Below are 24,469 nucleotides of genomic sequence, written 5' to 3'. Positions count from 1 at the left end.
GTCCTGCCGCCCCGCACGTAGAGCAAGCCATGCGATCGAACCGTCCATGACGTTCATTTCCTACGCGCAGAATTGTGAGGACGTGCTGTTGTGGCGTGCCCTCGGCCATGTCGCGGGTGGTTTCTACATCGACGTGGGTGCGCAGCATCCGGACACCGACAGCGTCACCCGCGCCTTCTACGATCGCGGCTGGAGTGGGGTGAACATCGAGCCGGTGGTGGAACAGGCGTCCCGGCTACAGGCGGCACGGCCGCGCGACATCACGCTGCAGATCGCCCTCGGTGCGCAGGCCGGGGAAGCGCCGTTCCACGTCGTCGACGGAACCGGCCTCTCGACTCTGGATGGCGCGGTCGCGGCGACGTATGCGGGCACCGCGCATAAGGTTCGCGAGACGACGATCCCGGTCCTCACGCTGGCCGAGATCTGCAGGCTGTATGCCCCGCCCGACATCCATTTTCTCAAGGTCGACGTCGAGGGTGCGGAGCGGGCGGTGCTCGAAGGTGCCGACCTGGTCTCGTTCCGGCCGTGGATCATTCTGGCGGAGGCGACGGCGCCGCTCTCAACGCGCGAGACGCATGCGGTGTGGGAGCCGTTGCTCACCGCGGTCGACTACGTGTTCGTTTGGTTCGACGGGCTCAACCGCTACTACGTCGCGCGCGAACGGCTCGATGCGCTGGGACCATGCTTCCGCACGCCGCCGAACGTGTTCGACGATTTCCTGCGCGCCAACGACAGCAGCCTGATCGGCCGGCTCGGAACCGCCGAGGCTGAACGCGAGGCACTGCAGGTACGCCTGCAGGCTGCCGATGCCGCCCTGCATGAGCAGGCCTTGCTGACGCAGCGCTTGGTTGCACGAACCGGGCATGAGATCGCCCAGCTTCGCCAGGCGGTCGCGGACCGCGATGCCGAGGTGCTGACAGCGAAGGCTGACGCCGATCGCATCATCACGGATATGGGCCACACCCTGCATGCAAGCCGTCACGAGCTGCAGCAGACCCATCTGCGGCTGCAGAAGGCCCTGTTGCAGCGGGAACAGGCGCAGCTGCAGCTGCAACAGACGCATATGCGGCTACAGCAGGCGCATCTGCAGATCCAGGCGGTGGAGCTGGATGCCGCGACCCTCCGGGACACCCTGCATGCGCTGCGTCACAGCACGTCCTGGCGCCTGACCGAACCGCTGCGTCGCCTGGTGTCGATCACCCGCCGGACCGGCGACCCGGACCCGCAGGTGCCCGTCGTGGCGCCGGCGCTGCTCGAACCGTACCCGGTTCAGGACGTGCCGGAGCAGCCCCCAGCGGACCGGCCGCCACCGGTCGCAGCCCCGGAAGAGGTGCAGGCCGAGACGCCCGACCCGCTTCCGGAGCCGGAGCTGGACGATCCGGCGTCGCAGCCCCCGGCACAGCCCGCGCTGCCGATTCTGCCGCCGCCCGGCTCGACGCGGCTCGAGCCCGGGCAGGCGATGTCGGGCGGGCTGCTGGCGGTGCACCAGTTCCATTCGGGCTCTGCGGTCGGCGATGCGATCACCAATGCGATGCTGCTGACCCGCAGCCTGCTTCGCTCGATGGGCTATCGCAGCGAGATCTATACCGAGCATCCGCCCAAGGCGCTGGCGCACGAGCTGCGGCCATTCGAGGAACTGCCCCGCCATGACGGCTACGTTTTGATCGTCAGGCACTCGATGGGTTACGACCGGTTTGCTCAGGTGCTCGACCTGCCGGCGCCGAAGATCCTGTTCTATCACAACATAACTCCGCCGGAGCTGCTGGTCCGGCACCCGCACCTCGCCCACTACGCCCGGCTCGGCCGGAGCCAACTCGGCGCCTTCAAGAACCAGGTGTCGGTCAGCCTGGCCGACAGCGACTTCAACGCGATCGAGCTGCACCGCCTCGACATCGCGCCGGTGCGGGTCTGCACGCTGCTTTTCGATGTCGACGCCCTCCGTGCCCGCGCCGCGGCGGCCGTCCCGGCGGCGCTGGTTCTGCGCGACGCCGGGTCCGGGCACGGCGCGTGGTTCACCATCCTGTTCGTCGGCCGCATCAACGATGCCAAGGGCCAGCTCGCCCTGGTCGAGGCGTTCGCGGTGTTCCGGACCCGCTACCAGGCTCCCGCCCGACTGGTGCTGGTCGGCCGCGATGGCGGCGTCGACGATCTCTATGCCAGGCTGCTTCGCGAGCGGATCGCAACGCTCGGCCTGGAGTCGAGTGTCCTGCTCACCGGCGGGGTGACCGACGACGAGCTCGATGCCTGGTACGGCGCGGCCGACCTGTATGTGTCGCTGAGCCGGCACGAAGGGTTCGGCGTGCCGCTGGTCGAGGCGATGGCGCACGGCGTGCCGGTGCTGGCCTGGCCCGGCGGTGCGGTGCCCTACACACTCGCCGGCGCCGGACGCCTGCTCGACGACACCGCGCCCGAGACGGTCGCGACGGCGATGCTGGACCTGGCCTCGGACGAAAGCGAACGCATGTCGCAGCGCGCGCGGCAGGCCGCACGGCTCGATGGGTTGGGGCTGGACCGACAATGCGTGGTGCTGCAGCAGGCGCTGCTGCGCGCCGGTGCTGCGCTCCCGCTGAACCGGACGACGGCGTCGATGCTGGGCGCCAACCTACGTTTCTCGGTGACCGGCCACGTCAATGGCAGCTACAGCCTGGCCGCGATCAATCGCGACCTCGCTCTCGATCTCGAGGCGGCTCGCCCCGGCCGGGTCAGGCTGCTTCCCGTCGAAGGCACGACGACGCTCGACCTGTCCGGCGTGCCGTCGGAGCAGGCCGACGCGATCGCCGCACTGGTGCATCGGCAGCCGCACGCGACCGGACCCGAACTGGTCATCAGCCAGCACTATCCGGTGCATGTCCCGCCGCGGCCGGGCGACGTGTCGGTGGCGACGCTGTTCTGGGAAGAGTCGTTGCTTCCCGCCCGGACGATCGATCTGCTGGCCGCGAATTTCCGCGCCGTCGTGGCGCCGACCGGCTTCGTGCGCGATGCGCTCATCGAGAGCGGCCTGGGTATTCCGGTCCGGGTGATTCCGCCCGCGGTCGCGCTGGGCCAATTCGCAGCGTTGCGCGAGATCCGCGCCGTCGAGCCGGTGGGCGCCACGCATCGGTTCCTGCATGTGTCGTCGTGTTTTCCGCGCAAGGGCGTGGACGTGCTGTTGCGGGCGTGGGCTCGGGCATTCCGGGCGGGCGATCCGGTCCGGCTGTTGATCAAGGGCTTTCCCAATCCGCATAACGAGGTCGCCGCAATGCTGGCGGCACTGCGGCACGCCGATCCGGAACTGGCGCCGATAGAACTTGTCGATCGCGACCTCGAGCCGGCCGAGCTGGTCGGGCTATATCGCGATGCCGACACCATGGTGCTGCCGACCCGCGGCGAGGGGTTCAACCTGCCGGCGGCGGAAGCGCTCTCGGCCGGCCTCCATCTAATCGTCACCGGTCGTGGCGGGCACACGCAGTTCTGCGCGGACGGCGACGCGCCGCATCCGGGGGTACGCCTGCTGCGCTGCCGGTCCGAGCCGTCGCAAACTCATCTGGCGACGCCGCACTCGCTCTGGCTCGAACCGGACGAGGACGACCTGGTCGTCGCCCTGCACGAGGCGCTATCCCCACGGTCCGTCGAGGTCCAGCCACCCGTATTGCCGGATGCCGAAGCTCTGGCCGGGGCCTACGCGGCGCTGGCAATCGATCTGCTGCTGGCGCCGCCCCGGATGCCGGTGCGTGTCAGTTGGGTATCGAGCTGGAGCCAGCGCTGCGGTGTCGCCGAATATTCCCGCCAGCTCCTGGCCGGGCTCGCCGGTGCGCCCGGCGAGGGCAGTTTCCGGGTCCGAGTGCTGTGCGACACGCGTACACCTTCCGTGCCTGCGGAAGCCGACCGGTTCTGGCCATGCTGGCAGATGGGCGACCCACGATCGCTGCATCCGCTGGCTGCAGCGATCGCCGCGGACGATGCGGATGCGGTCATGCTTCAGCACCAGCCGGGGTTGCTGTCGTTCATGACGCTGGCCGAGCTGATAGCCCATCCGGCCCTCGCCGGGCGGGTCCTGCTGGCGACACTCCACAACACGCGCCTGTTGGATGAGCTGGTGCCGGCAGAACTCGCGCATGTGCTCGCCGCGCTGGCCAGGCTGGACCGGGTGCTGGTCCATACCGTTGCGGACCTGCGGCGGCTGCAGGGCCTGGGAATTTTGTCGAACCTCACCCTGTTGCCGCACGGCGCGGCGGTGTCGCTACCGCCGGCGCCGGTTCACCGGTTCGAGCATGCGGTCGAGCAGTGGCAGTACGAGATAACCCGCCGACCGCCGTTGATCGGCTGCTACGGTTTCTTCCTGCCCGGCAAAGGCATCGACACCCTGATCCAGGCGATGGCGGAGCTGCGCCAGCGCTGGCCGGGTGCGCGGCTGCTGCTGGTGAATGCCGAGTACGATGCGGACATCTCGCGCGAGGAGATCGCCCGCTGCCTTGACCTGGCCAGCAGCCTTGGGCTGGACGAGGTGGTGACGTTTCGCACCGGGTTCATGCCGAACGACATGTCGCTCGAATTGCTGGCGATGTGCGACGTGCTGGCGCTGCCCTATCTGCCGTCGAAGGAGGCGTCGAGCGCGGCCCTCCGAACCGCCATGACCGCCGGCGTGCCCGTGGCCGTGACGCCGATCGAACTGTTCGCCGAGGCCGGTGATGCGGTGTTCCGCTTCGCCGGCATCGATGCATCGTCGGTCGCAACTGGGCTGGACCGGCTGATCTCGGATGCCGATCTGCGCGAGCAGCTACAGGCGTCCGCGCAGACCTGGATTGCCGATCGGCAGTGGGGCGATATCGCGCACCTTCTCCAGGGCATGATGACCGGGCTGGTTCGGACAGGCGCATTGAACCGGTGATAGCCGAAACGGCAGCAGCGTCGCGCCGGTTGTCGACGATGCGGTCGGAGACGGCGCGTCTGGGTGTGCTTGAGCCGGATGAAATGGGTGGTACGCCGCGCCTGGTATTCGCAAACCAGCTTCGCGGTATTGCTGCTCTCGCGGTCGTCGTCAGCCATCTCGTAGGGGTATTCTGGTGGTCTCGCGATTTTATCGCGCTTGCAACCAGTACGCCCGTGCAGCAGGGAACGCGCCCCGGTTTTACCGCGATTGTCGCGAGTCCATGGTTCATGGCAGGCCCGTTCGGGGTAGCCTTGTTCTTTCTGATCAGCGGGCTGGTCATTCCGTTTTCGCTCGACCGGCTGAGCACGCGCGGCTTCCTGCTGGCCCGGATCCTGCGCATTTATCCGACCTACATCGCTGCCCTATTGATTGAGATTCTGGTCCTGCACCTGAACGGCTGGTTCTGGAACAAGCAGTTCCCGTATTCGACCGGGACTATCCTGGCCAATCTGTTGCTGGTTCATACAGTGTCCGGATCGCCGAGCATCGACCTGGTGAACTGGTCGCTCAGCATTGAACTCAAATTCTATATGATTGCCGCCTTGGTTGCGCCGGCCTTGCGACGTCGGAAGCTCTGGCTTCCGGTTGCGATCGGCAGTGTGCTGACCGTGATTGCCTTGTTGCTACGACTGCCCTCACCGGGATCGGGCGTCGTTGCTTCCTCGTTCGACACTGTTCGGCAGACGCTCCGGATGGAGAGCGTCTATCTCGTCTTCATGCTGATCGGCATGCTCTTCACGCTGAGGCTGCGATCGGTAGCAAACGGAGGCCTGACGGTCGCCGGGCTTCTCGGCTCCATCATGGTGTTGCTTGTTCTGTTCGTCTTTTGCTGGCGCATCGGACCACAGGCTGAGCAATATCCGATTGTCCTTTTCAACTACGGCTACGCGCTGATGTTGTTTTCAGCGAGTTTTCTGTTTCGAAAGCGGATCAGGCGGGCGTGGCTGCTCGACCGTCTTGCGGACATCAGCTACCCGATTTATGTCGTTCACATGATCGTCGGCGCGTCGATTATGAAACTGTTGCTGTTGCGCTTCGGATGGTCGCCACTGAGTTGCCTGATCACCGCGCTGATAAGCTTGCTGGCCCTCGCGATCATCTTGCACAGGCTCGTCGAGCGACCCTCTATCTCGATCGGCCGGACCCTTGCGAAGGCCTGTTTCAGGTAACGAAAACGTTATTGGGGACGTCGAGAAATAAGCCGAAGAGCATGCATCCGTAACGGGTGGCTGGTGCGTAACAGTTGGTCGGACGCTGGAGCTCCATTTTGGCGGCGTCATCAATCCGATCGAGAGGACGTCCCAATGAGTGACAATCTAGAGGCCCAAGCGCTTCTTCCGACCGTTGCCGAGCTGAACCGTCGCCGTCTGTTCCAGCGCGCCGGTGCCGGGCTGGCCGGTGTTGCGGCCATGAGTGCGCTCAGCACTGGCGGAATGATGCTCGGCAGCCAGTCTGCAAGCGCCGCCACCATCACAACCCCCGACATTGATGGCGATATCTTCAACTTCGCGCTTAACCTTGAATACCTGGAAGCCGAATTCTATCTTCGCGCTATTGGTCAGACGCTCGCCGGAAACATGCTTGTTACCGGCACCGGCACCCAGGGAACTGTAACCGGCGGTTCGGCGGTTCCGTTCCAGTCGGCGGCGATCCAGCAGTATGCACAGCGCATCGCGGTCGACGAACTGTCACATGTCCGTTTCATTCGCACTGTTCTCGGTACCGGTGCAGTTGCAGAGCCGACGATCAACCTGTCGACCAGCTTTACCGTGCTTGCCCAGGCTGCCGGCCTGATCACGTCCGGTCAGACTTTCAACCCGTTCGCCGACGAGATCAGCTTCCTGCTGGGTGCGTCGATATTCGAAGATGTCGGGGTCACCGCTTATGCGGGTGCGGCCCGCTACATTACCAATCCCGATTACCTCGAGGCTGCTGCCGGCATTCTTGCGGTCGAAGCGTACCATTCAGGTTCGATCCGTACTCTGCTTGCCGACATCGGTGCAGGCGTCGCATTTGACGCGATTTCCGACCTGCGTGGCGCTCTGTCCGCACAGATCGTCCCGGGTGGAGAGGCAGAGCAGCGCATGCTGATCCCGGGAAATGACTATAATTTCGTCGCCAACGACAGCAACGGTCTGGCTTTCCGTCGCACGACGGCTCAGGTGCTGAACATCGTCTACGGTGGTGGTGCGGCGTCCGGTTATCTGTTCTTCCCGAACAAGCTGAACGGTGCGATCGCTTAATCCATAAAATCAGCCTCGTTCGCGTTTAGCGATGCGAACGAGGCGTTTTTGCAGCGCAATACGCTCTGCCGGACTGCGCTGAATGGAACTACTCACTCCATTCGGCAAAAACAGCCGCTTTGCAGATCTGATCACCAGTGCCTGATAGGCTACATTCAGCGTCGCCGTATGCGAATGGTAATTGCCGACCGCCTGCATCAGATTGCCACCGGTCTCGTCGAGATAAGTTCTCATGATAGCACCGGCGGCAGCGATATTGTAGCACGCATCATCGCGCAGTCGCGTGTAGACCGTGGCAACGGGAGTATGCGTATAGTGTGCCAGCGGCGACAGCCAGGTCGTGTTGACCTGCATCACACCCAGATCCTCGGTATTGTTGGTATTCCGGTGCGTGCTGCCCACCCACCCGCCTTCGACCCCCTGGACCGACGGCAGGACGCGCGGAGGCAAATGGTATATTGAGGCCACCAGAGCCATACAGGTCAGATATGGGACAGGCATCAGCCAGCAGACAGCGCGATGATCATCTACCTATTCTATCTTACCTCGACGCTGCTCATACAGTGATTATACGGGCAGGGGTACAACGCCAGTCTTCCAGCACCTCGAGGGTTTTCGACCATGACCGATCGCCGCCCAGCCCGCGATAGTGGCTTTACGCTGATCGAACTGCTGGTGGTAATCGCCATCCTGGGATTGCTGATCGCCCTGGTGGCACCGGCCGTATTGCGGCAGCTCAGCGGCGCCAAGTTGTCCATCGCCAAGCAGTCGATCGAGCGCATCGGGCAGATCCTGGACCTCTACAAGCTCGATGTCGGCAACTACCCCGGCACCGATGAGGGACTGCAGGCCCTAGTCAGCAAGCCTTCCAGCGCCGAGAACTGGAACGGCCCCTACGTGAAGAGCAACCAGACCCCACTCGACCCCTGGAATCATGCCTACATCTATCGCAACCCGTCCAACCGCGACGGGCACGATTACGATCTGTGCTCCACCGGCCCCGGCGGCCGTGCCAACGATACGTCCGCCGAGATTTGCAACAAGTAGCATGCCGGACTGGCTGTTGCCGCTCCTGGTCTCGCCGATCGTCGGCAGCTTCCTGGGCGTGCTGGTCGTGCGCCTGCCGCTGAACCAGCCGGTCGCCATGGCCCGCTCGGCCTGTTCGAGTTGCGGCACCACCCTCGCCGCGCCCGACCTTGTCCCGCTGCTCAGCTACCTCGTCCTGGGCGGCCGGTGCCGCCATTGCCGGGCGCCGATCGGGCGCTTCCACCCGGCGATCGAGCTCGCCGCGATGCTGGTTGCCGGCCTGGTCGTGGTGGGTTGGTGGCTCCACAGCGCCTCGGTCGCCTGGCTCTGGTCCGGCTGCGTCCTGGGCTGGACGGCACTCGCGCTGGCCTGGATCGATTGGCGCTGCCTTCGTCTCCCGGACGTGCTGACCCTGCCGCTGCTCATGCTTGGCCTGCTGTCCTGCTGGATGCTCGACCGGAACGCGCTGCCTGAACATGCCGCCGCCGCCCTGGTCGGATATGTCGCTTTCGCCGGCCTGGCCTGGTCCTATCGCCGGCTGCGCGGCCGCGACGGGCTCGGTCCCGGGGATGCCAAGCTGCTGGCGGCATCCGGCGCCTGGGTCGGCCTCGCGGCGCTGCCGGTGCTGGTGCTGGTGGCCGCACTGGTCACCCTGGTCGCGGCCTGGCCGGGCCGGCGAGCGCGGCCCGAAATCGCGATCCCGTTCGGACCCGGCCTCGCCTTCTCGCTGTTCACGGTGTGGCTGTATGCTCCGGCCGTGTCTATGATCGGCGCCACCTGAACGATGCAGCAGTGCCTCGGAGGCAGACCATGAACTTCATTCCGAACGTGCCTGCCATCAGCGACGAACCCGTCGGGACCGACGAACCGCCGATTGCCCGGCTCGGCCGGCTGCTGGTGGAAACCGGCCGCTGCGATGCCCGCAGCCTAGACCGCGCCAACCGCGCCGCGGACGAAAGCGGCGGTCGCCTCGACGTGATCCTGCTGCAGCTCGGGCTGGTGTCCGAGCGCGGCCTGGCCGACGGCTATGCCGAACTGCTTGGGATGCCGGTGGTCTCCACCGACCGCTATCCGCCCGAGGAACCGTTGCTGCCCGAGAAGCTGACGCCCCGCTTCCTGCGCGACGTGAGGGCCCTGCCGATCGCCCTCGAGGCCGGTGAACTGGTCGTGGCGGTGGTCGACCCTCTCGACCTGTTCGCCCCTGCCGCCATCGCATCCGCGACCGGCTATCCGGTACGGACCGAGATCGCCGTGCCGATCGAGCTGGAGGCGGCGTTCGACCGGCTCTATCCGCGCGAGGGCGAAACCCACACCAATCCGGATGACGAGGCGGTCCCGCTCGAGGAGGATGCCGAGCGCCTCAAGGATCTCGCGTCCGAGGCGCCGGTCATCCGGCTGGTCAACCAGATCATCTTCCGTGCCGTCGAGACCCGCGCATCGGACATCCATATCGAGCCGTTCGAGGATCGCTTGCGCGTGCGCTACCGCTATGACGGCGTGCTGCACGAGATGGAGAGTCCCAGCCCACGCCTGATCCCGGCGATCACGTCTCGCATCAAGATCATGGCCAGGCTCGATATCGCCGAGCGCCGGCTGCCGCAGGACGGCCGGATCAAGCTCGCGGTGCGCGGGCAGGAGATCGATTTCCGCGTCTCGACCATCCCGTCGCTGCACGGCGAGACCGTGGTTCTGCGCGTGCTCGACCGCAATGCGGTGACCTTCGACTACGAGAAGCTGGGGCTGGCTCCGCAGGTTGTGCATCGGCTCGACGAGATGCTGGCGCTGCCGAACGGCATCGTGCTGGTCACCGGCCCGACCGGCTCGGGCAAGACCACAACGCTCTACACCGGCCTGCTGACCCTGAACGCCGTGACCCGCAAGGTGGTGACGGTCGAGGACCCGATCGAGTACCAGCTCAGCGGCATCAACCAGATCCAGATCAAGCCGCAGATCGGCCTGTCGTTCGCGACCCTGCTGCGGTCGATCCTGCGCCAGGACCCGGACGTGATCATGGTCGGCGAGATCCGCGACCTGGAGACGGCGCAGATCGCGGTGCAGGCGGCCCTGACCGGCCATCTGGTGCTGTCCACGCTGCATACCAATTCCGCCGCCGCCGCCATCACCCGGCTGCGCGACATGGGCGTCGAGGACTATCTGCTGACCGCCGTGCTGCGGGGCGTGATGGGCCAGCGGCTGGTCCGCCGGCTCTGCGACCTGTGCAAGACCGAGCAGCCGGCGCCGGCCGAGCTGATCAAGCGGTTCCGCCTCGACACACGCACCGAGCGCCGGCCGCTCACCCTGTTCCACCCGGTCGGCTGCCCGAACTGCCGGGGTACCGGCTATCGCGGACGCCAGGCGATCGCCGAGTTCCTCGCCCCCGATGCCGAGATCGAGCGGCTGATCTTCGCCCGCACCGACCACAGCGCGATCGAGCGCGCCGCCATCGCCGGCGGCATGATCACCATGTTCGATGCCGGCATCGATGCGGCACTGGCCGGTACGACAACGATCGAGGAAGTGGCAAGGAGCATCCGCTCCGAGAACCAGGATGGGTGAGCATTCGAGAGCGCGCTGTGCCGACGATCCGACGCGGCTGTCTGTGCTTCCGGTGCTCACGGCCAGGAGGCCGCTCCGCTCCGGTTCTCGACAGCCACGACGGGCGCTTCGCTCTCACTCGGCACACCACACTCTCGAACGCTCACTGATCTCGGCGAAGCGTCGGGGGGCTGAGGCGGGTGGCTAGTTACCGCTTTACTGCCATCACCCCGACCGGCGAGACGGTGCGGGGCACCACCGTGGCCGCGACCGAGGCCGAGGCAGTCGCCTGGATCAGGCGGCAGGGCAACATCCCGATGCGGGCCGAGCCGTCCGGCGGCGGGCTGCTCGAGGCGGGCCTACGCTTCGAGGTTGGACGCCTGAGCCGGAGTTCGTTGCGCCGGCAGGAAGTCACCAACCTCACCCGCGAGCTGTCGGTCATGCTCGGCGCCGGCCAGGACCTGGACCGGGCGATGCGCTTCCTGGTCGAAACCGCGCCGAACCCGCGCGTCGGCCGGGTGCTGGACGGGCTGCGTGCGGCGGTGCGGGACGGTTCGACCCTCAATGCGGCGCTGATGCGCTATCCGGACAGTTTTCCGCGCCTCTATATCGGCCTGATCCGTGCTGCCGAGGCGGGTGGCGACCTGTCCTCGACGCTGGAACGGCTGGCGACGCTGATGGAACGCGAGCGTGCGCTGGTCACCACGCTGCAATCGGCGATGATCTATCCGGCAATGCTGTCGCTGGCCGCGATCGGCTCGATCGTCCTGCTGCTGACCAAGGTGCTGCCGCAGTTCGTGCCGCTGTTCGAGCAGAACGGCGCCGCCCTGCCGAAATCGACGCAGTTCCTGATCACAGCCGGCAACATCCTGAGCAGCTACGGGCTGTTCCTGTTGCTGGGCCTGGTGCTGCTCGCGGTCCTGGCGCGTCAGATGCTGCGGCAGGAACGAACCAGGCTGGTCGCCGACCGGGCCATGCTGCGCCTGCCGATCATCGGGCTGCTGATGCGCGAAGTGCTGGCGGCGCGTTTCACCCGCACTCTCGGAACGTTGCTGGGAAACGGTGTTCCGCTGATTGCCGCGATGGGGATCGTGCGAGAGGTGATCGGGAACCTCGCGGTGCTGGGTGCGATCGACCACGCGACCGAAAGCGCCAAGGGCGGAGCCGGGCTGTCCCGCACGCTCGACAAGGCCGGGATCTTTCCCGCTCGCGCGATTCATCTGCTTCGCCTCGGCGAGGAAACCGCCCAGCTCGGCACCATGGCGTTGCGCGCGGCCGAAATCCATGAGGAGCAGGTGCGCGTGCGCGTTGGGCGGCTGGTGGCGCTGCTGGTCCCGATCATCACGGTCATCATGGGTGCCGCCATTGCAGGCATCGTGTCGTCGCTGCTGCTGGCGATGCTGAGCCTGAACGACCTGGCGCAGTAGCTCATTCGGTATGGTGACGTGTTCTGGAACGAGGGTTCCAGGCCGGGCATGCCTGCCGTGCCTGCACACTAGATCGCCCGCACGGCGTGGAACATCCGTTCCGTATTGACGGCTGTATGGAATGCTCCGATTATTCGGTCCTCGCGCGGGAGGGACATGATGAGCGAACCTGAGCTCGAGATCGTGACGATCGGACGATCCTCCATCGATGTGTACGGCCAGCAGATCGGCACCCGTCTCGAGGACATGGCCAGCTTCAGCAAGGCGGTGGGCGGCTGTCCCACCAACATCGCGATCGGCACCTCGCGCCTCGGCCTGCGCTCCGGCCTGATCACCCGCGTCGGCAACGAGCCGTTCGGCCGCTTCATCCGCGAGCAACTGGGACGCGAGGGCGTCGCCACCGAAGGCGTGCACACCGACCCGAACCGCCTGACCGCGCTTGCCTTCGTCGGCGTCCGCGACAGCCACACCTTCCCGCTGATCTTCTACCGCACCGATTGCGCCGATGCCGCCCTGGACGAGACCGACATCGATCCGGCGCTCATTGCGCGCACCCGCTCGGTGCTGGTCAGCGGCACGCATTTCTCCCGCCCGCACAGTGCCGCGGCGCAGCGCAAGGCGATGCGCCTGGTGCATGAGGCCGGCGGCAAGGTGCTGTTCGACGTGGATTACCGGCCGAACCTGTGGGGTGTCGCCGGCCATGACGAGGGCGAGTCCCGCTACGTACGGTCCGAGGGCGTCAGCGCCCTGCTGCGGGAGATCCTGCCCGAGTGCGACCTGATCGTCGGCACCGAGGAAGAGCTGCACATCGCTGCCGGCAGCGAGGACACGCTCGAGGCGATCCGCATCGTCCGCCGCCTGTCACCCGGTGCGGTCATCGTCTGCAAGCGCGGCCCGATGGGGTGCGTGGTGTTCGACGATGCGATCCCGGACAGTCTCGATGACGGCATCAAGGGTCCGGGCTTTCCGGTCGAAGTCTACAACACGCTCGGCGCCGGCGATGCCTTCATGTCCGGCTTCCTGCGCGGCTGGCTGCGCGACGAACCGATCGAGACCTGCTGCGCCTATGCCAATGCCTGCGGAGCGCTCGCGGTCTCGCGGCTGCTGTGTTCGCCCGAGATCCCGACCTTCGTCGAGCTGCAGTATTTCCTGCAGCACGGCTCGCCGACGCGCAGCCTCCGGCACGATGCCGACATCAACCACCTGCACTGGGCAACCACGCGCCGGGTGCAGCCGACGCCGATCCTGGCATTCGCCTGCGATCATCGGATCCAGCTCGAAGCGGTGGCCACCGAGGTCGGTGCCTCTTTCGACCGCATCGGCGCCTTCAAGCGGCTCGCCGTGCAGGCCGCCGCGCGGGTGGCCAAGGGCCGGCCCGGCTTCGGGATGTTTCTCGACGGACGCTACGGGCAGGAGGCGCTGTTCGATGCATCGCATGCCGGCCTTTGGGTGGCCCGTCCGGTGGAACAGACCGGTTCGCGCCCGGTCGAGTTCGAGCGCGATGCGCGCAACGGCTTCGGGAGCATCGGCGCGCAGCTGGTCGAATGGCCGACCGAGCAGGTGGTGAAATGCCTGTGCTTCTATCATCCCGACGATGACGAGGCGCTGCGCCTGCGCCAGGAGCGCGAACTGGCCCGCATCCAGGATGCCTGCCGCCGCCAGAACCGCGACCTGCTGATCGAGATCATCGCCGGCAAGCATGGTCCGCTGACCGACGATACCGTGCCGCGCATCCTGGAGCGGCTGTATTCGATCGGCCTGAAGCCGGACTGGTGGAAGCTCGAACCGCTGCGTTCCGGCGCATCCTGGCGTGCGGCCGGGCAGGTGATCGAGGCCGGCGATCCGCTGTGCCGCGGTGTCGTGATGCTCGGGCTGGACGCGCCGGCCGACGATCTGATCGCCGCCTTTTCGGCGTCCGCGGCAACGCCGTGGGTCAAGGGCTTCGCCATCGGCCGTACGATCTTCATCGATCCGGCCCGAGCCTGGCTCGCGGGCCGCATCGAGGATGCCGAGGCGGTCGACACGATGGCCGAACGATTCGAGGCCCTGGTCCAAGCCTGGGGTGCGCGCTCATACCAGGCCGGCGCCTGAAGGAATGACGACGATGCAGTCACCATCAAGCAAGACCGTGAAACTCACCATGGCGCAGGCCCTGGTCCGGGCGATGGTCGCGCAGAAGGTCGAGATCGACGGCGTCGTGGTGCCGTACTTCGCCGGTGTCTGGGCGATCTTCGGCCATGGCAATGTGGCTGCCATGGGCGAGGCGCTGCATGGCGCACGCTCCGACATCACCACGCTGCGCGCCCACAACGAGCAGGGCATGGTGCATGCCGCCACCGGCTTCGCGAAGGCGTCGCGCGGCCGCCGGGCGATGGCCTGCACCAGTTCGATCGGGCCGGGCGCGCTCAACATGGTGACCGGCGCCGCGGTCGCGCACGTCAACCGGGTGCCGCTGTTGCTGCTGCCGAGCGACACCTTCGCCAACCGCATGCCGGACCCGGTGCTGCAGCAGCTCGAGGATTTCGGCGACGGCACCAGCACCGCCTGCGACGCGTTCCGCCCGGTGTCGCGCTATTTCGACCGCATAACCCGGCCGGAGCAGATCATCCCGGCCTTCCTGCGTGCGATGACGCTGCTGACCGACCCGGCCGAATGCGGGCCGGTCACGCTGGCACTGTGCCAGGACGTGCAGGCGGAAGCGTTCGACTATCCCGAGAGTTTTTTCGCCGAGCGCATCCATCGCCCCCGTCGGTCGCGCCCGGACGACTATGAGCTCGACCAGGCGGTGGCACTGCTGCGTGCAGCGAAGCGGCCGATGGTGATTGCCGGCGGCGGAGTGCTTTACTCCGGCGCCGACACCGATCTCGCCGCCTTCCTGTCCAAGCGCGGTATTCCGGCGGGCGAGACGCAGGGGGGCAAGTCCTCGCTGCCGACCTCGCACGCGATGAACATGGGCGGCATCGGCGTCAGCGGCACCAGCGCGTCGAACGAGATGGCGGCGGACGCGGACCTTATCCTCGCCATCGGCACCCGCCTGCAGGATTTCACCACCGGCTCATGGGCGTTGTTCCGCAATCCGGACCTGAAGATCATCGGCCTCAACACGCAGGTTTTCGATGCGGCCAAGCATCGGGCTCAGCCGCTGGTCGCCGACGCAAAGGCGGGACTCGCGGCGCTCTCGGCCGCACTCGGCGACTGGCGCGCGGAGTCCGGCTGGACCGGCTTGGCCGAGGCTGCGCGCGGCGCGTGGCTCGAAACAGCGTCGCGCTACACCGGTCTGCCCGCGCCGAACCAGCAGGCGCTGCCGTCGGATGCGCAGGTGATCGGCGCGGTGCAACGCGGTGCCCTGGCGAGCGACGTGGTGGTGTGCGCCGCCGGCGGGTTGCCGGCCGAGCTGCAGAAGCACTGGCAGCCCGAGCGTGCCGGCGGCTACCACATGGAATACGGTTTCTCCTGCATGGGCTATGAGATCGCCGGTGCGCTGGGCGTGAAGATGGCCTGTCCCGACCGCGAGGTCATCGTGATGGTCGGTGACGGTTCCTACATGATGCTGAATGCCGAGCTGCAGACCTCAGTCATGCTCGGGCACAAGCTCGTCGTCGTGCTGCTCGACAATCACGGGTTCGGCTGCATCAACCGGCTGCAGCAGGAACGCGGCGGCGCGCCGTTCAATAATCTCTGGTGCGACAGCCAGGAGATGCGCGAGTTCCCGGCGATCGACTTCGCGGCGCATGCGCGGTCCATGGGAGCCACCTCCGAGAAGGTGGCCAACCTGCCTGGGCTTGCCGAAGCAATGCAGCGGGCTCGCGCCAGCGACCGCAGCTACGTCGTGGTGATCGATACCGACCCGGTCGCCACCACCGATGCCGGTGGCGCCTGGTGGGACGTGGCGGTGCCGGAAGTGTCGATCCGGCCCCCGGTGAACGATGCGCACGCGCAGCAGGTCACCGCACGCCTGAACCAGCGCGTCGGCGACTGACCGTGATCGGAACGGGAGAGTTCTCATGTCGAAGCTGCTGATCCACCCGCGCCTGGACGATGTCGGCGGCGTCGTGCAGCGCGTCACCCCGGAAACCGCCGGCTGGGGTTACGTTGGTTTCGAGGCGATCGACCTATCGCCCGGTGCAGTGCTGTCGCGGCCGGGCGACGATAACGAGCTGTGCCTGGTGCTGGTCGCCGGCCGTGCGCGCATCACCGCCGGCGAGACCGACTATGGCCTGCTCGGCGAGCGCTCGAGCCCGTTCGACGCCAGCCCCTATGCGGTCTACCTGCCGCCGCATATGCCGTTCACGGTTCGTGCGGAAGGCAAGCTGGAGCTGGCGATCTGCGCCTCGCCGGCTAAGGGCGGGCTGCCGTCCCGCCTGATCACGCCGGCCGATGTCGGGCAGATCGAGCGTGGCACCGGCACCAACCTGCGGTATGTGCGCAACATCCTTCCCGACACCGCGGCCGCCGGGACACTTCTGGTGGTCGAGGTGGTGACGCCCGGTGGGCACTGGTCGAGCTACCCGCCGCACAAGCACGATACCGACGACGCGCCGAACGAGACCTACCTCGAGGAAACCTATTACCACCGGCTCCGGCGCGGTTCCGGGTTCGCGGTTCAACGTGTCTATACCAAGGACGGATCGCTCGACGAGACGATGGCGATCGCAGATCGCGATGTCGTCCTGGTCCCGAAGGGCTATCATCCGGTCGGTGCGCCGCATGGCTTCGACCTCTATTATCTGAACGTGATGGCCGGTCCGGTCCGCCAGTGGAAATTCAGCATGGACCCGGACCAGGCTCACCTTCCTTACTGATCCGGCCTACGCACCCGCAGGAGTTACCATGGACATCGTTCAGCATTTCATCGGCGGGTCGCGTCACGATGGTGGCGGCACACGCCGCGCCGACATCTTCGATCCGACGACCGGCGCGGTTGCCCGGCAGGTGATCCTGGGAACGGTGGCCGATCTCGACAGTGCGGTGAAGGTTGCCAAGGCGGCATTCCCGGGCTGGGCCGCGACCACCCCGCTGGCCCGCGCCCGGGTGATGTTCCGGTTCCGCGACCTCATCGAGCAGCACACCAACGATCTCGCGTCGATCATCACCTCCGAACACGGCAAGGTGCTGTCCGACGCGGCGGGCGAGGTTACCCGTGGCATGGAGGTCGTGGAATATGCGACCGGTGCGCCGGAGATGCTCAAGGGCGATTTCACCGAGCAGGCCGGACGCAATATCGATGCCTATTCGATGCGCCAGCCGCTCGGCGTGGTCGCCGGCATCACCCCGTTCAATTTTCCGGTGATGGTGCCGCTGTGGATGGCGCCGATGGCGCTGGTCGCCGGCAACTGCTTCATCCTGAAGCCGTCGGAGCGGGATCCGTCCGCGTCGATGATGCTGGCCGACCTGCTGAAGCAGGCCGGGCTGCCGGACGGCGTGTTCCAGGTTGTGCACGGCGACAAGGAAGTGGTCGACGCGATCCTGCATCATCCCGACGTGCAGGCGGTGAGCTTCGTCGGCTCGACGCCGATCGCCCGCTATATCCAGCAGACCGGGATCGGCCAGGGCAAGCGGGTGCAGGCGCTCGGCGGCGCCAAGAACCACGCGGTCATCATGCCCGATTGCGACCTCGACAAGACCGTGGACGCGCTGATGGGGGCGGCCTACGGCTCGGCCGGTGAGCGTTGCATGGCGATCTCGGTTGCGGTCGCGGTCGGCAGCGTGGCCGACCGGCTGGTCGAGACGCTGGCGCCGCGCGTGCGTGCACTCAGGATCGGTAGTGGCACCGATCCCGAGAGCGAGATGGGCCCGCTGGTCACCGGGGTTCATCTGGAGAAGGTGAGCGGCTACGTCGATATCGGTATCGCGGAGGGTGCCAAGCTGGTGGTTGATGGTCGCGGCCTGAAGCTGCAGGGCTACGAGGGCGGCTTCTTCATCGGCGGCACGCTGTTCGACGACGTGACGGCGGACATGCGGATCTACAAGGAAGAGATCTTCGGCCCGGTGCTGGCCGTGGTTCGCGCGCCCGATTTCGACACCGCGCTCAAGCTGGTCAACGACCATGAATTCGGCAATGGCACCGCGATCTTCACCCGCGATGGCGATACCGCGCGTGCGTTCGTGCACGGCGTCCAGGCCGGCATGGTCGGCGTGAACGTGCCGATCCCGGTGCCGATGGCGTTCCATTCGTTCGGTGGCTGGAAATCGTCGCTGTTCGGCGACCACCACATGCACGGTCCGGAAGGCTTGCGGTTCTTCACCAAGCTGAAGACCGTGACCTCGCGCTGGCCCACCGGCATCCGAGCCGGCGCCGAGTTCGTGATGCCGACGCTCGGCTGACCGGATCGTATCCGGCGGCTAGGCAAAGCAACTGCGCAGACGTCGAGGTGCGCCTCGCCTGCTGCGGCCGTTACAGATGCTGCGGGCCTGCATCGCGTATCTACCGCAACGGCGTGGCGTCGGTTTAAAGCTCGCCGGGTCGATACTCCGCCGGATCCCTGGCAAACCGGAGCGGTAGTTTGTTGGCGACTGCGTTGGCCAATACCGATTGCGATGACGTTGCCTTGATGTCGCTGTGGCCGATCTTCAGGTCGGCCTGCAGGGCTCCCGTCGGTTGGGGACGACCCCCAACTCACGAAACCAAAGACTTTTTTGCAGTGGCTCAGCCGCTCTCAATGCCGTTCGAGCATGCTTTCGTGCACCCAGCCCCATGGTGCGGTGTCGCCTACTTCGTACCAGCCGCCCGGCGCCTGGGCAAAGACGTGCATTTCCGTGCCCTGCGGCACAACCCGGACCGGCGGACCATGCGGCGCCGCGTGCAGGTTCGCGTTTTGCCGCATGGCGACCCGCCCCGACGCGGGAGTTTCGGCCGAAGGCGGTAGAGCCTGTTCCGTGCGGGCCGCGGCTGGTGGGGCGGCGGACATCCTGGTCTGCCCGGTCGCGGTCCGGGTGGGGGCCTGGCCGGCCGACACGACAGGGTGTTCCGGTGCTGTGACCGTGTCCGGCAGGGGCGGCAGCGGGGAGATGCTCTGGAACGGGCCGGAGGTAGGACCGCCCTTGTCGTAGCAGTCGGCGACCAGCGCGATATAGACCCGGTTGGCTTCCGCGGTCGTGGTCCCGATGGACTGCTCGAACCGCTCGACCGCATGCCCCTTCTCCGTTGCCAGCGTGACCACAGAGACGAACGGCACGAAAATATTGGCATCCTCCGCGAATGGCGACACCTGGCCGCAGACGGCCCAGTGCGCCGGAAGCGCCTGGGCATACACCTGGACCCCGCGGAAGCGGGCGTCCCGGGACGATACGCTCGACCGGATGTTTCGCTCGCCGGCGTCGCGAGCCCGGACCGCCGTTGCACCGTCGGGCTGCCCCGAAACCTGGGTTTTATCCTTGCAACCCGACAGCATCGGCATCGCAATCGCCAGTCCAATCAGCGATCGCGATAGGAATGCGGTGAGCAAGCGGGCTGTAGCACCGAACCGGCGCCTGTCTGGTCTGATCCATGGCGGTTGCATTCCTCGATCCCCTTGAGGAGATCGCTTGCCGGTGTCCGCGGTTCATCGGGGCGGCCATCGTGACTTAACCGAACCTTCATCCGGTCCTGGCAAGACTTCGCGGGACAGGCCCTCGGATTTGTCCTAATATAAAGGTTAGAGGCGAACCGTAGCCGCGGAATTGCTTTCAACTCCCCGAACAGACCTGCCAGAGCTGAATGTCCAATCCTGACTCGATGCCCGTTTCGTCCTCGACCTGGCGTGCAATGGTCGCGCCCTATTTGAAGCCGGATTGGCGGCGTGCGCTGATCCAGCTCTCCAATACCGGGGTGCTCTTCATCGGCGTGATGGCTGCAATCATGGTGGGAGTCGGCTACGGCTACTGGGAGGCGTTGCTGCTGATCCCTTTCGCCGCCTTCCTGCTGATTAGGCTGTTCATGTTTCAGCATGATTGCGGCCACGGATCCTTCTTCCCGGCACGTTGGGCCAATGATCTGCTGGGCTCCGTGCTCGGCGTGTTCACTCTCACGCCCTACAAGGCGTGGCGCGGCGACCATGCGCTGCATCACGCCGGGACCGGCAATCTGGACCGGCGCGGCATCGGTGACGTGACGACCCTGACGCTCGATGAATATACCGCTCTGCCCCGGCGTGGCCGGCTGGCCTATCGGCTGTATCGCCATCCACTGGTGCTGTTCGGTGTCGGACCTGCCTGGCAGTTCCTGATCAACCAGCGCATTCCGAGAGGCCATCCGATTCGAAGCTGGCAGAGCTGGGCCAGCGTGCTGGGAACGAATGTCGCCCTCCTGGGTGGACTCACGATCCTGGTGCTTATCCTGGGACCGTTGCCACTGTTGCTCGGCTGGCTACCGGTCATGGTGCTGGCGGCGACGATCGGGATCTGGCTGTTCTACATCCAGCACCAGTTCGAAGATGCCTACTGGGAGCTGAAGCCCAACTGGGACTTCAAGGCTTCGGCACTGCAGGGCTCATCGTTCTATGATCTGCCGCGTCCGCTGCACTGGCTTACCGGGAATATCGGCTTCCACCATATCCATCACCTGTCCTCGAGGATCCCGAACTACCGGCTGCGGGCGTGCCACGAGGAGAACCCGGCCCTGCAGGAGGTGCCGCATCTGACCCTGTTCGGCAGTCTGAAATGCGCACGCCTCGCACTGTGGGATGCCAAGCAGAGCAAGCTGATCCCGTTCCGCAACGCCCGAAAAGCGTCCGGATCGTAGACTATCCGTTCACCAGCCGGCCGGCCAACGCGTTTTGGCGTTCGGCCAGCACCGGTGCATCCAGCGTAAGCAGGTTCCCGTCCTGCACCACGACGCGCCCGTCGATCATGCTCAATGACACAGTCTGCGGCGCACAGAACAGCAGCGCCGCCACCGGATCGTGCAGCGCTCCGGCATAGGCAGGATGCCGGAGATCGAAGGCCACGAGGTCTGCCGCCATATCTGGCGCCAGATGGCCGATATCGTCCCGCCCCAGCACGCGCGCCCCCCCGATCGTCGCCAGTTCGAGCGCCTCGCGGGCACCCATCATGCGAGGACGGTCCGGGCCATCGGGATCGTGCAGCACCCGCGAGAGCAACATCGCCTGCCTGGCCTCGCCGAGCATGTGGCTGCCATCATTGGATGCCGAACCATCGACGCCAAGCCCGACCGGGATGCCATGCGCCCGCATCCTCCGGATCGGCGCGATCCCGGACGCCAGCCGCATGTTCGAGCACGGGCAATGTGCCACGCCGGTCCCGGTACGGCCGAAGGTGGCAAGGCCCGGTTCATCGAGCTTGACGCAGTGGGCGTGCCACACGTCCGGTCCAACCCAGCCGAGCGAGTCCGCATAGTCGGCCGGGCTCATGCCGAAAGCCTCGCGGCTATAGGCGACGTCGGTGTCGTTTTCGGCCAGGTGGGTGTGCAGCATGGTCGAGGTCGCACGCGCCAGCGACGCTGCATCCTGCATCAGCCCCCGGCTTACCGAGAACGGCGAACAGGGCGCCACCACGATCCGGCGCATCGAGAACCGGGACGGATCATGGAAGCATTCGATCAGCCGCCTGGTGTCGTGCAGGATGGAAGGCTCGGCCTCGACCAGGCTGTCCGGCGGCAACCCGCCCTGGCTCTCGCCGACGCTCATGGCGCCACGGGCCGCATGGAAGCGCAGGCCGGTGGTCTCCGCGGCTTCGAGCTGGTCGTCGAGCCGGCTGCCGTTCGGGAACAGGTAGAGATGGTCGCTGGAGGTGGTGCAGCCGGACAGGATGAGCTCGGCCATCGCGGTCTGCGTGGAGACGCGGATCATCTCGGGGGTCAGCCGCGCCCAGATCGGATAGAGCGCCCGCAGCCAGTCGAACAAGGAGGCATCCTGGGCCGCCGGCACCGCCCGCGTCAGGGTCTGGAACATGTGGTGATGCGTGTTGACCAGGCCCGGCATCAGCACATGGCCAGCGAGATCGATCACCCGGTCCGCGGTCGCCGGGAGCCGCTCCGTCGTGCCCACCGCCAGGATGCGGTTGCCCTCGATGAACACTCCGCCGCCGGCGATCTCGCGGCGTTCGGCGTCCATGGTGACGAGGACCGTCGCATTCCGGAGCAGCAGCGTGCGGGTCATGCGGCCGCGGCGAGTGCCACGATCCGCTCGGCCACCTCGAACGAGCGCACGAACGACGGGACCGGCAGGAACTCGAACGGCGAGTGGAAATTATGCGCGCCGGTGAACATGTTGGGGGTCGGGATGCCGCGCGCCGACAGGGCCGAGCCGTCGGTGCCACCACGCATCGCGATGATGTTGGCTGGAATATTCAGCTCGGCATAGGCCTGCGCCATCAGCTCGACGCTGCGCCGGTCGTCACCGAGGCTGGAGGCGATGTTGCGATAGACCTCCTCGATCCGGCAGGCGATCGTCGCGGCGGGATTCGCCTCGGCCGTCTCCGCGACGGCATCCCGCACACGCTGCTGGCGTCCGGCAAACATGGCGTCGTCGAAGTCGCGGATCGACAGGCTGAGCGTTGCCGTCGCAGCATTGGCGGTCATGCCGTTGATCCAGCAATAGCCTTCGCGGCCTTCGGTATGTTCCGGCGTGTCCAGCGGATCGAACCGGCCGATCAGGTCGGCGGCGACCAGGATCGGATTGACCAGCACGCCCTTGGCCGACATCGGGTGCGCGGTGACGCCCTCGATGGTGATCGTCGCCTGGGCGGCATTGAAGGTCTCGATCACGAACTCGCCCAGTGCGCAGCTATCGATGGTGTAGGCGAAATCCACCGGGAACCGCTCCAGCGCCATGGCCCGGGCGCCGCGCAGGCCGATCTCCTCGTCCGGCACGAAGGCGACGACGATATCGCCATGCGGTGGCCGGTCGCGCACGAGCCGGTCCAGCAGCGTCATCACCACCGCCACCGCCGCCTTGTTGTCGGCACCGAGCACGCTGGTGCCGTCGCCGACGACCACATCCTGTCCGGCATAGGGCAGGATCTCGGGATGTTCGGCGGTGCGCAGCCAGATGTCGCGCCCGGGGTTGAGGCAGAGATCGTCGCCGCCGAACCGCACCAGGCTCGGCCTGATATGGGGTGACAACCCGACATCGACGGTATCGACATGCGCGCAGAAGCCGATCCGCGGCCGGCCCGGGACCGTTGCCGGCAGCCGCGCGGTGAGCACCGCATTCTCGTCGGTATGGATGTCGGCGAGGCCGAGCGCCTCGAGTTCGCCCGCCAGGAGCCTGACCATGTCCCACTGGCCCGGCGTGCTCGGCAGGGTGGTGGCCTTGGCATCGCTTTGGCTGGTGACGGCGAGATAGCGGAACAGGCGGGTGACCAGCTGGTCTTCCAGGGTGGGCATCATGAAGGGTCCTGTCGACGGAGGCCGCCATCATCGCATGGGGTTATGCCCCTGTGTCCAACCGTGGGTGCGGTGCACCGGCAAATCATGCTGTCTCACCAGGTAGCGCCGGGCGACGTCGAGATAGCCGCGATACACCAGCCCGCCATTGTCCCGCAGCAGCGCCGGCCGGTTCATCCGGTATGCGGCCGGGATGCGATACCAGGCGAGCCCCGGCCGCAAATGGTGCACGACATGCAGATTGTTGAACAGGAACAGCAGGCCCAGCACCGGGGCATGCTCGACGATAGCGGTCCGGTGCCCTGGTTCGTCCGCGGCCCGATGCTCGGCGAACGAACGGATCAGGACCAGCGAGAGGCCGGGATAGACGAACAGGGTGGCGTAACGCACCAGCGACAGGTTGCAGACCAGCAGCAGCCAGGCCAGCACGAGCACGACGCCTGGCAGATGCAGCAGCCAGGCGCGGCGAACGTCGGCATCACCGGTCAGGAGTGCCCGCGCATCATGCTCGAGGAACGTCGCGATCGCGCGAGCCGGACCGATGATCATCCTGCCGAGCAGGGTATTGCCGGCTCGAAGCAGCCAGCGTCCGCCCGGCCCGATCTGCCGGTATCGCTCGGCCGTCACGTAATGGCTTTCGGGATCCTCGATCGGATCGGTCAGGTTATCACCGCGATGATGGCCGAGATGACTCGCCTTGTACCGCTCGTAGGGCAACCACAAGCCCAGGGGTACGCTGCCGATCAAGTCGTTGAGCCATTCAAAGCGGCTCGGATGGCCGTGGATCAATTCGTGCTGCAACGACATGTGCCAGGCGATCAACCATGCGCCCGGCAGGGGCAGGAGCCACCAGGCTATCCGGCCGGCATAGAAGGTGAGGGCCATCCAGCCGCCATAGATGCACGCGGCCAACACCAGCGTCGGCCACTCGGTCTTGGCGGGCCGGTCGGCGGCGACGGGTGCAGCTTGCATGGTATTGAAACGTCGTCCTCTAGTGGTTGACCAA

The 24,469-nt window shown here is 66.4% G+C and carries 17 protein-coding genes; 12 read left to right on the top strand and 5 right to left on the bottom strand.

The window, feature by feature from the left end; genetic code table 11:
* The first annotated feature begins 46 nt into the window (after positions 1–46).
* From HN018_RS20510 to HN018_RS20500, 3 genes are all read left to right on the top strand, one after another.
* Positions 47–4,867, top strand: coding sequence for an FkbM family methyltransferase (locus HN018_RS20510; RefSeq protein ID WP_171833784.1), 4,821 nt, complete (start codon positions 47–49; stop codon positions 4,865–4,867).
* 38 nt (positions 4,868–4,905) lie between these two features.
* A complete protein-coding gene (locus tag HN018_RS20505; protein WP_171833783.1) occupies positions 4,906–6,078 on the top strand; it encodes an acyltransferase family protein in 1,173 nt (390 codons plus the stop codon).
* A gap of 264 nt (positions 6,079–6,342) precedes the next feature.
* Complete coding sequence (locus HN018_RS20500; protein WP_204259591.1) at positions 6,343–7,152, top strand: ferritin-like domain-containing protein; 810 nt, start codon at positions 6,343–6,345, stop codon at positions 7,150–7,152.
* Between the two features lie 9 nt (positions 7,153–7,161).
* On the opposite strand, the gene HN018_RS20495 is transcribed toward HN018_RS20500, so the two are convergent.
* The gene (locus HN018_RS20495) at positions 7,162–7,629 is read right to left on the bottom strand and encodes a lytic transglycosylase domain-containing protein (RefSeq protein ID WP_239478868.1); all 468 of its coding nucleotides are present in this window, start codon (positions 7,627–7,629) and stop codon (positions 7,162–7,164) included.
* Positions 7,630–7,773: 144 nt separating this feature from the next.
* Here HN018_RS20495 and gspG point away from each other — a divergent pair, with 144 nt between their 5' ends.
* From gspG to HN018_RS20455, 8 genes are all read left to right on the top strand, one after another.
* Positions 7,774–8,199, top strand: a complete 426-nt coding sequence (gspG, locus tag HN018_RS20490) for a type II secretion system major pseudopilin GspG (protein ID WP_171833781.1) — start codon at positions 7,774–7,776, stop codon at positions 8,197–8,199.
* A gap of 1 nt (position 8,200) precedes the next feature.
* Positions 8,201–8,959, top strand: coding sequence for a prepilin peptidase (locus tag HN018_RS20485; RefSeq protein WP_171833780.1), 759 nt, complete (start codon positions 8,201–8,203; stop codon positions 8,957–8,959).
* A 29-nt stretch (positions 8,960–8,988) separates the two neighbouring features.
* Positions 8,989–10,734, top strand: a complete 1,746-nt coding sequence (locus HN018_RS20480) for a GspE/PulE family protein (RefSeq protein WP_171833779.1) — start codon at positions 8,989–8,991, stop codon at positions 10,732–10,734.
* 179 nt (positions 10,735–10,913) lie between these two features.
* The gene (locus HN018_RS20475) at positions 10,914–12,140 is read left to right on the top strand and encodes a type II secretion system F family protein (RefSeq protein ID WP_171833778.1); all 1,227 of its coding nucleotides are present in this window, start codon (positions 10,914–10,916) and stop codon (positions 12,138–12,140) included.
* A 156-nt stretch (positions 12,141–12,296) separates the two neighbouring features.
* Positions 12,297–14,231 carry a bifunctional 5-dehydro-2-deoxygluconokinase/5-dehydro-2-deoxyphosphogluconate aldolase gene (locus HN018_RS20470; protein WP_456307003.1) on the top strand — a complete coding sequence of 645 codons (1,935 nt, stop codon included), beginning with the start codon at positions 12,297–12,299 and terminating at the stop codon, positions 14,229–14,231.
* Between the two features lie 13 nt (positions 14,232–14,244).
* Entirely contained in the window at positions 14,245–16,119 is a 1,875-nt protein-coding gene (gene iolD / locus HN018_RS20465) for a 3D-(3,5/4)-trihydroxycyclohexane-1,2-dione acylhydrolase (decyclizing) (RefSeq protein ID WP_171833777.1), read from the top strand.
* A gap of 25 nt (positions 16,120–16,144) precedes the next feature.
* Positions 16,145–16,942, top strand: a complete 798-nt coding sequence (iolB, locus tag HN018_RS20460) for a 5-deoxy-glucuronate isomerase (protein WP_171833776.1) — start codon at positions 16,145–16,147, stop codon at positions 16,940–16,942.
* 28 nt (positions 16,943–16,970) lie between these two features.
* Positions 16,971–18,464, top strand: coding sequence for a CoA-acylating methylmalonate-semialdehyde dehydrogenase (locus HN018_RS20455; protein WP_171833775.1), 1,494 nt, complete (start codon positions 16,971–16,973; stop codon positions 18,462–18,464).
* Between the two features lie 332 nt (positions 18,465–18,796).
* Here the strand turns inward: HN018_RS20455 and HN018_RS20450 are convergent, their stop codons facing one another.
* Complete coding sequence (locus HN018_RS20450) at positions 18,797–19,537, bottom strand: SH3 domain-containing protein (protein WP_171833774.1); 741 nt, start codon at positions 19,535–19,537, stop codon at positions 18,797–18,799.
* A gap of 299 nt (positions 19,538–19,836) precedes the next feature.
* Here HN018_RS20450 and HN018_RS20445 point away from each other — a divergent pair, with 299 nt between their 5' ends.
* Complete coding sequence (locus tag HN018_RS20445) at positions 19,837–20,859, top strand: fatty acid desaturase (protein WP_171833773.1); 1,023 nt, start codon at positions 19,837–19,839, stop codon at positions 20,857–20,859.
* A gap of 1 nt (position 20,860) precedes the next feature.
* On the opposite strand, the gene HN018_RS20440 is transcribed toward HN018_RS20445, so the two are convergent.
* The 3 genes from HN018_RS20440 to HN018_RS20430 are packed head-to-tail and all read right to left on the bottom strand — an operon-like array spanning position 20,861 to position 24,435.
* Positions 20,861–22,234: an 8-oxoguanine deaminase gene (locus tag HN018_RS20440; protein ID WP_171833772.1), complete on the bottom strand. Its 1,374-nt coding sequence runs from the start codon at positions 22,232–22,234 to the stop codon at positions 20,861–20,863.
* Positions 22,231–23,466, bottom strand: a complete 1,236-nt coding sequence (pepT, locus tag HN018_RS20435; protein ID WP_171833771.1) for a peptidase T — start codon at positions 23,464–23,466, stop codon at positions 22,231–22,233. Before pepT ends, HN018_RS20440 begins: the two co-directional genes overlap by 4 nt.
* A gap of 27 nt (positions 23,467–23,493) precedes the next feature.
* Complete coding sequence (locus HN018_RS20430) at positions 23,494–24,435, bottom strand: fatty acid desaturase (protein WP_171833770.1); 942 nt, start codon at positions 24,433–24,435, stop codon at positions 23,494–23,496.
* Positions 24,436–24,469: the final 34 nt, after the last annotated feature.

Origin of the sequence: Lichenicola cladoniae (assembly GCF_013201075.1) — a bacterium.
GTDB lineage: Bacteria > Pseudomonadota > Alphaproteobacteria > Acetobacterales > Acetobacteraceae > Lichenicola > Lichenicola cladoniae.
Note: the sequence above shows the minus strand (reverse complement) of the source record. Positions and strands in the feature narration are given on the sequence as shown.

Excerpts from the sequence above, each read along its gene's own strand:
- HN018_RS20510 (WP_171833784.1), top strand. The coding sequence starts at position 47 with ATGACGTTCATTTCCTACGCGCAGAATTGTGAGGACGTGCTGTTGTGG.
- HN018_RS20505 (WP_171833783.1), top strand. The coding sequence starts at position 4,906 with ATGCGGTCGGAGACGGCGCGTCTGGGTGTGCTTGAGCCGGATGAAATG.
- HN018_RS20500 (WP_204259591.1), top strand. The coding sequence starts at position 6,343 with ATGATGCTCGGCAGCCAGTCTGCAAGCGCCGCCACCATCACAACCCCC.
- HN018_RS20495 (WP_239478868.1), bottom strand. The coding sequence starts at position 7,629 with ATGGCTCTGGTGGCCTCAATATACCATTTGCCTCCGCGCGTCCTGCCG.
- gspG (WP_171833781.1), top strand. The coding sequence starts at position 7,774 with ATGACCGATCGCCGCCCAGCCCGCGATAGTGGCTTTACGCTGATCGAA.
- HN018_RS20485 (WP_171833780.1), top strand. The coding sequence starts at position 8,201 with ATGCCGGACTGGCTGTTGCCGCTCCTGGTCTCGCCGATCGTCGGCAGC.
- HN018_RS20480 (WP_171833779.1), top strand. The coding sequence starts at position 8,989 with ATGAACTTCATTCCGAACGTGCCTGCCATCAGCGACGAACCCGTCGGG.
- HN018_RS20470 (WP_456307003.1), top strand. The coding sequence starts at position 12,297 with ATGATGAGCGAACCTGAGCTCGAGATCGTGACGATCGGACGATCCTCC.
- iolD (WP_171833777.1), top strand. The coding sequence starts at position 14,245 with ATGCAGTCACCATCAAGCAAGACCGTGAAACTCACCATGGCGCAGGCC.
- iolB (WP_171833776.1), top strand. The coding sequence starts at position 16,145 with ATGTCGAAGCTGCTGATCCACCCGCGCCTGGACGATGTCGGCGGCGTC.
- HN018_RS20455 (WP_171833775.1), top strand. The coding sequence starts at position 16,971 with ATGGACATCGTTCAGCATTTCATCGGCGGGTCGCGTCACGATGGTGGC.
- HN018_RS20450 (WP_171833774.1), bottom strand. The coding sequence starts at position 19,537 with ATGCCGATGCTGTCGGGTTGCAAGGATAAAACCCAGGTTTCGGGGCAG.
- HN018_RS20445 (WP_171833773.1), top strand. The coding sequence starts at position 19,837 with ATGTCCAATCCTGACTCGATGCCCGTTTCGTCCTCGACCTGGCGTGCA.
- HN018_RS20440 (WP_171833772.1), bottom strand. The coding sequence starts at position 22,234 with ATGACCCGCACGCTGCTGCTCCGGAATGCGACGGTCCTCGTCACCATG.
- pepT (WP_171833771.1), bottom strand. The coding sequence starts at position 23,466 with ATGATGCCCACCCTGGAAGACCAGCTGGTCACCCGCCTGTTCCGCTAT.
- HN018_RS20430 (WP_171833770.1), bottom strand. The coding sequence starts at position 24,435 with ATGCAAGCTGCACCCGTCGCCGCCGACCGGCCCGCCAAGACCGAGTGG.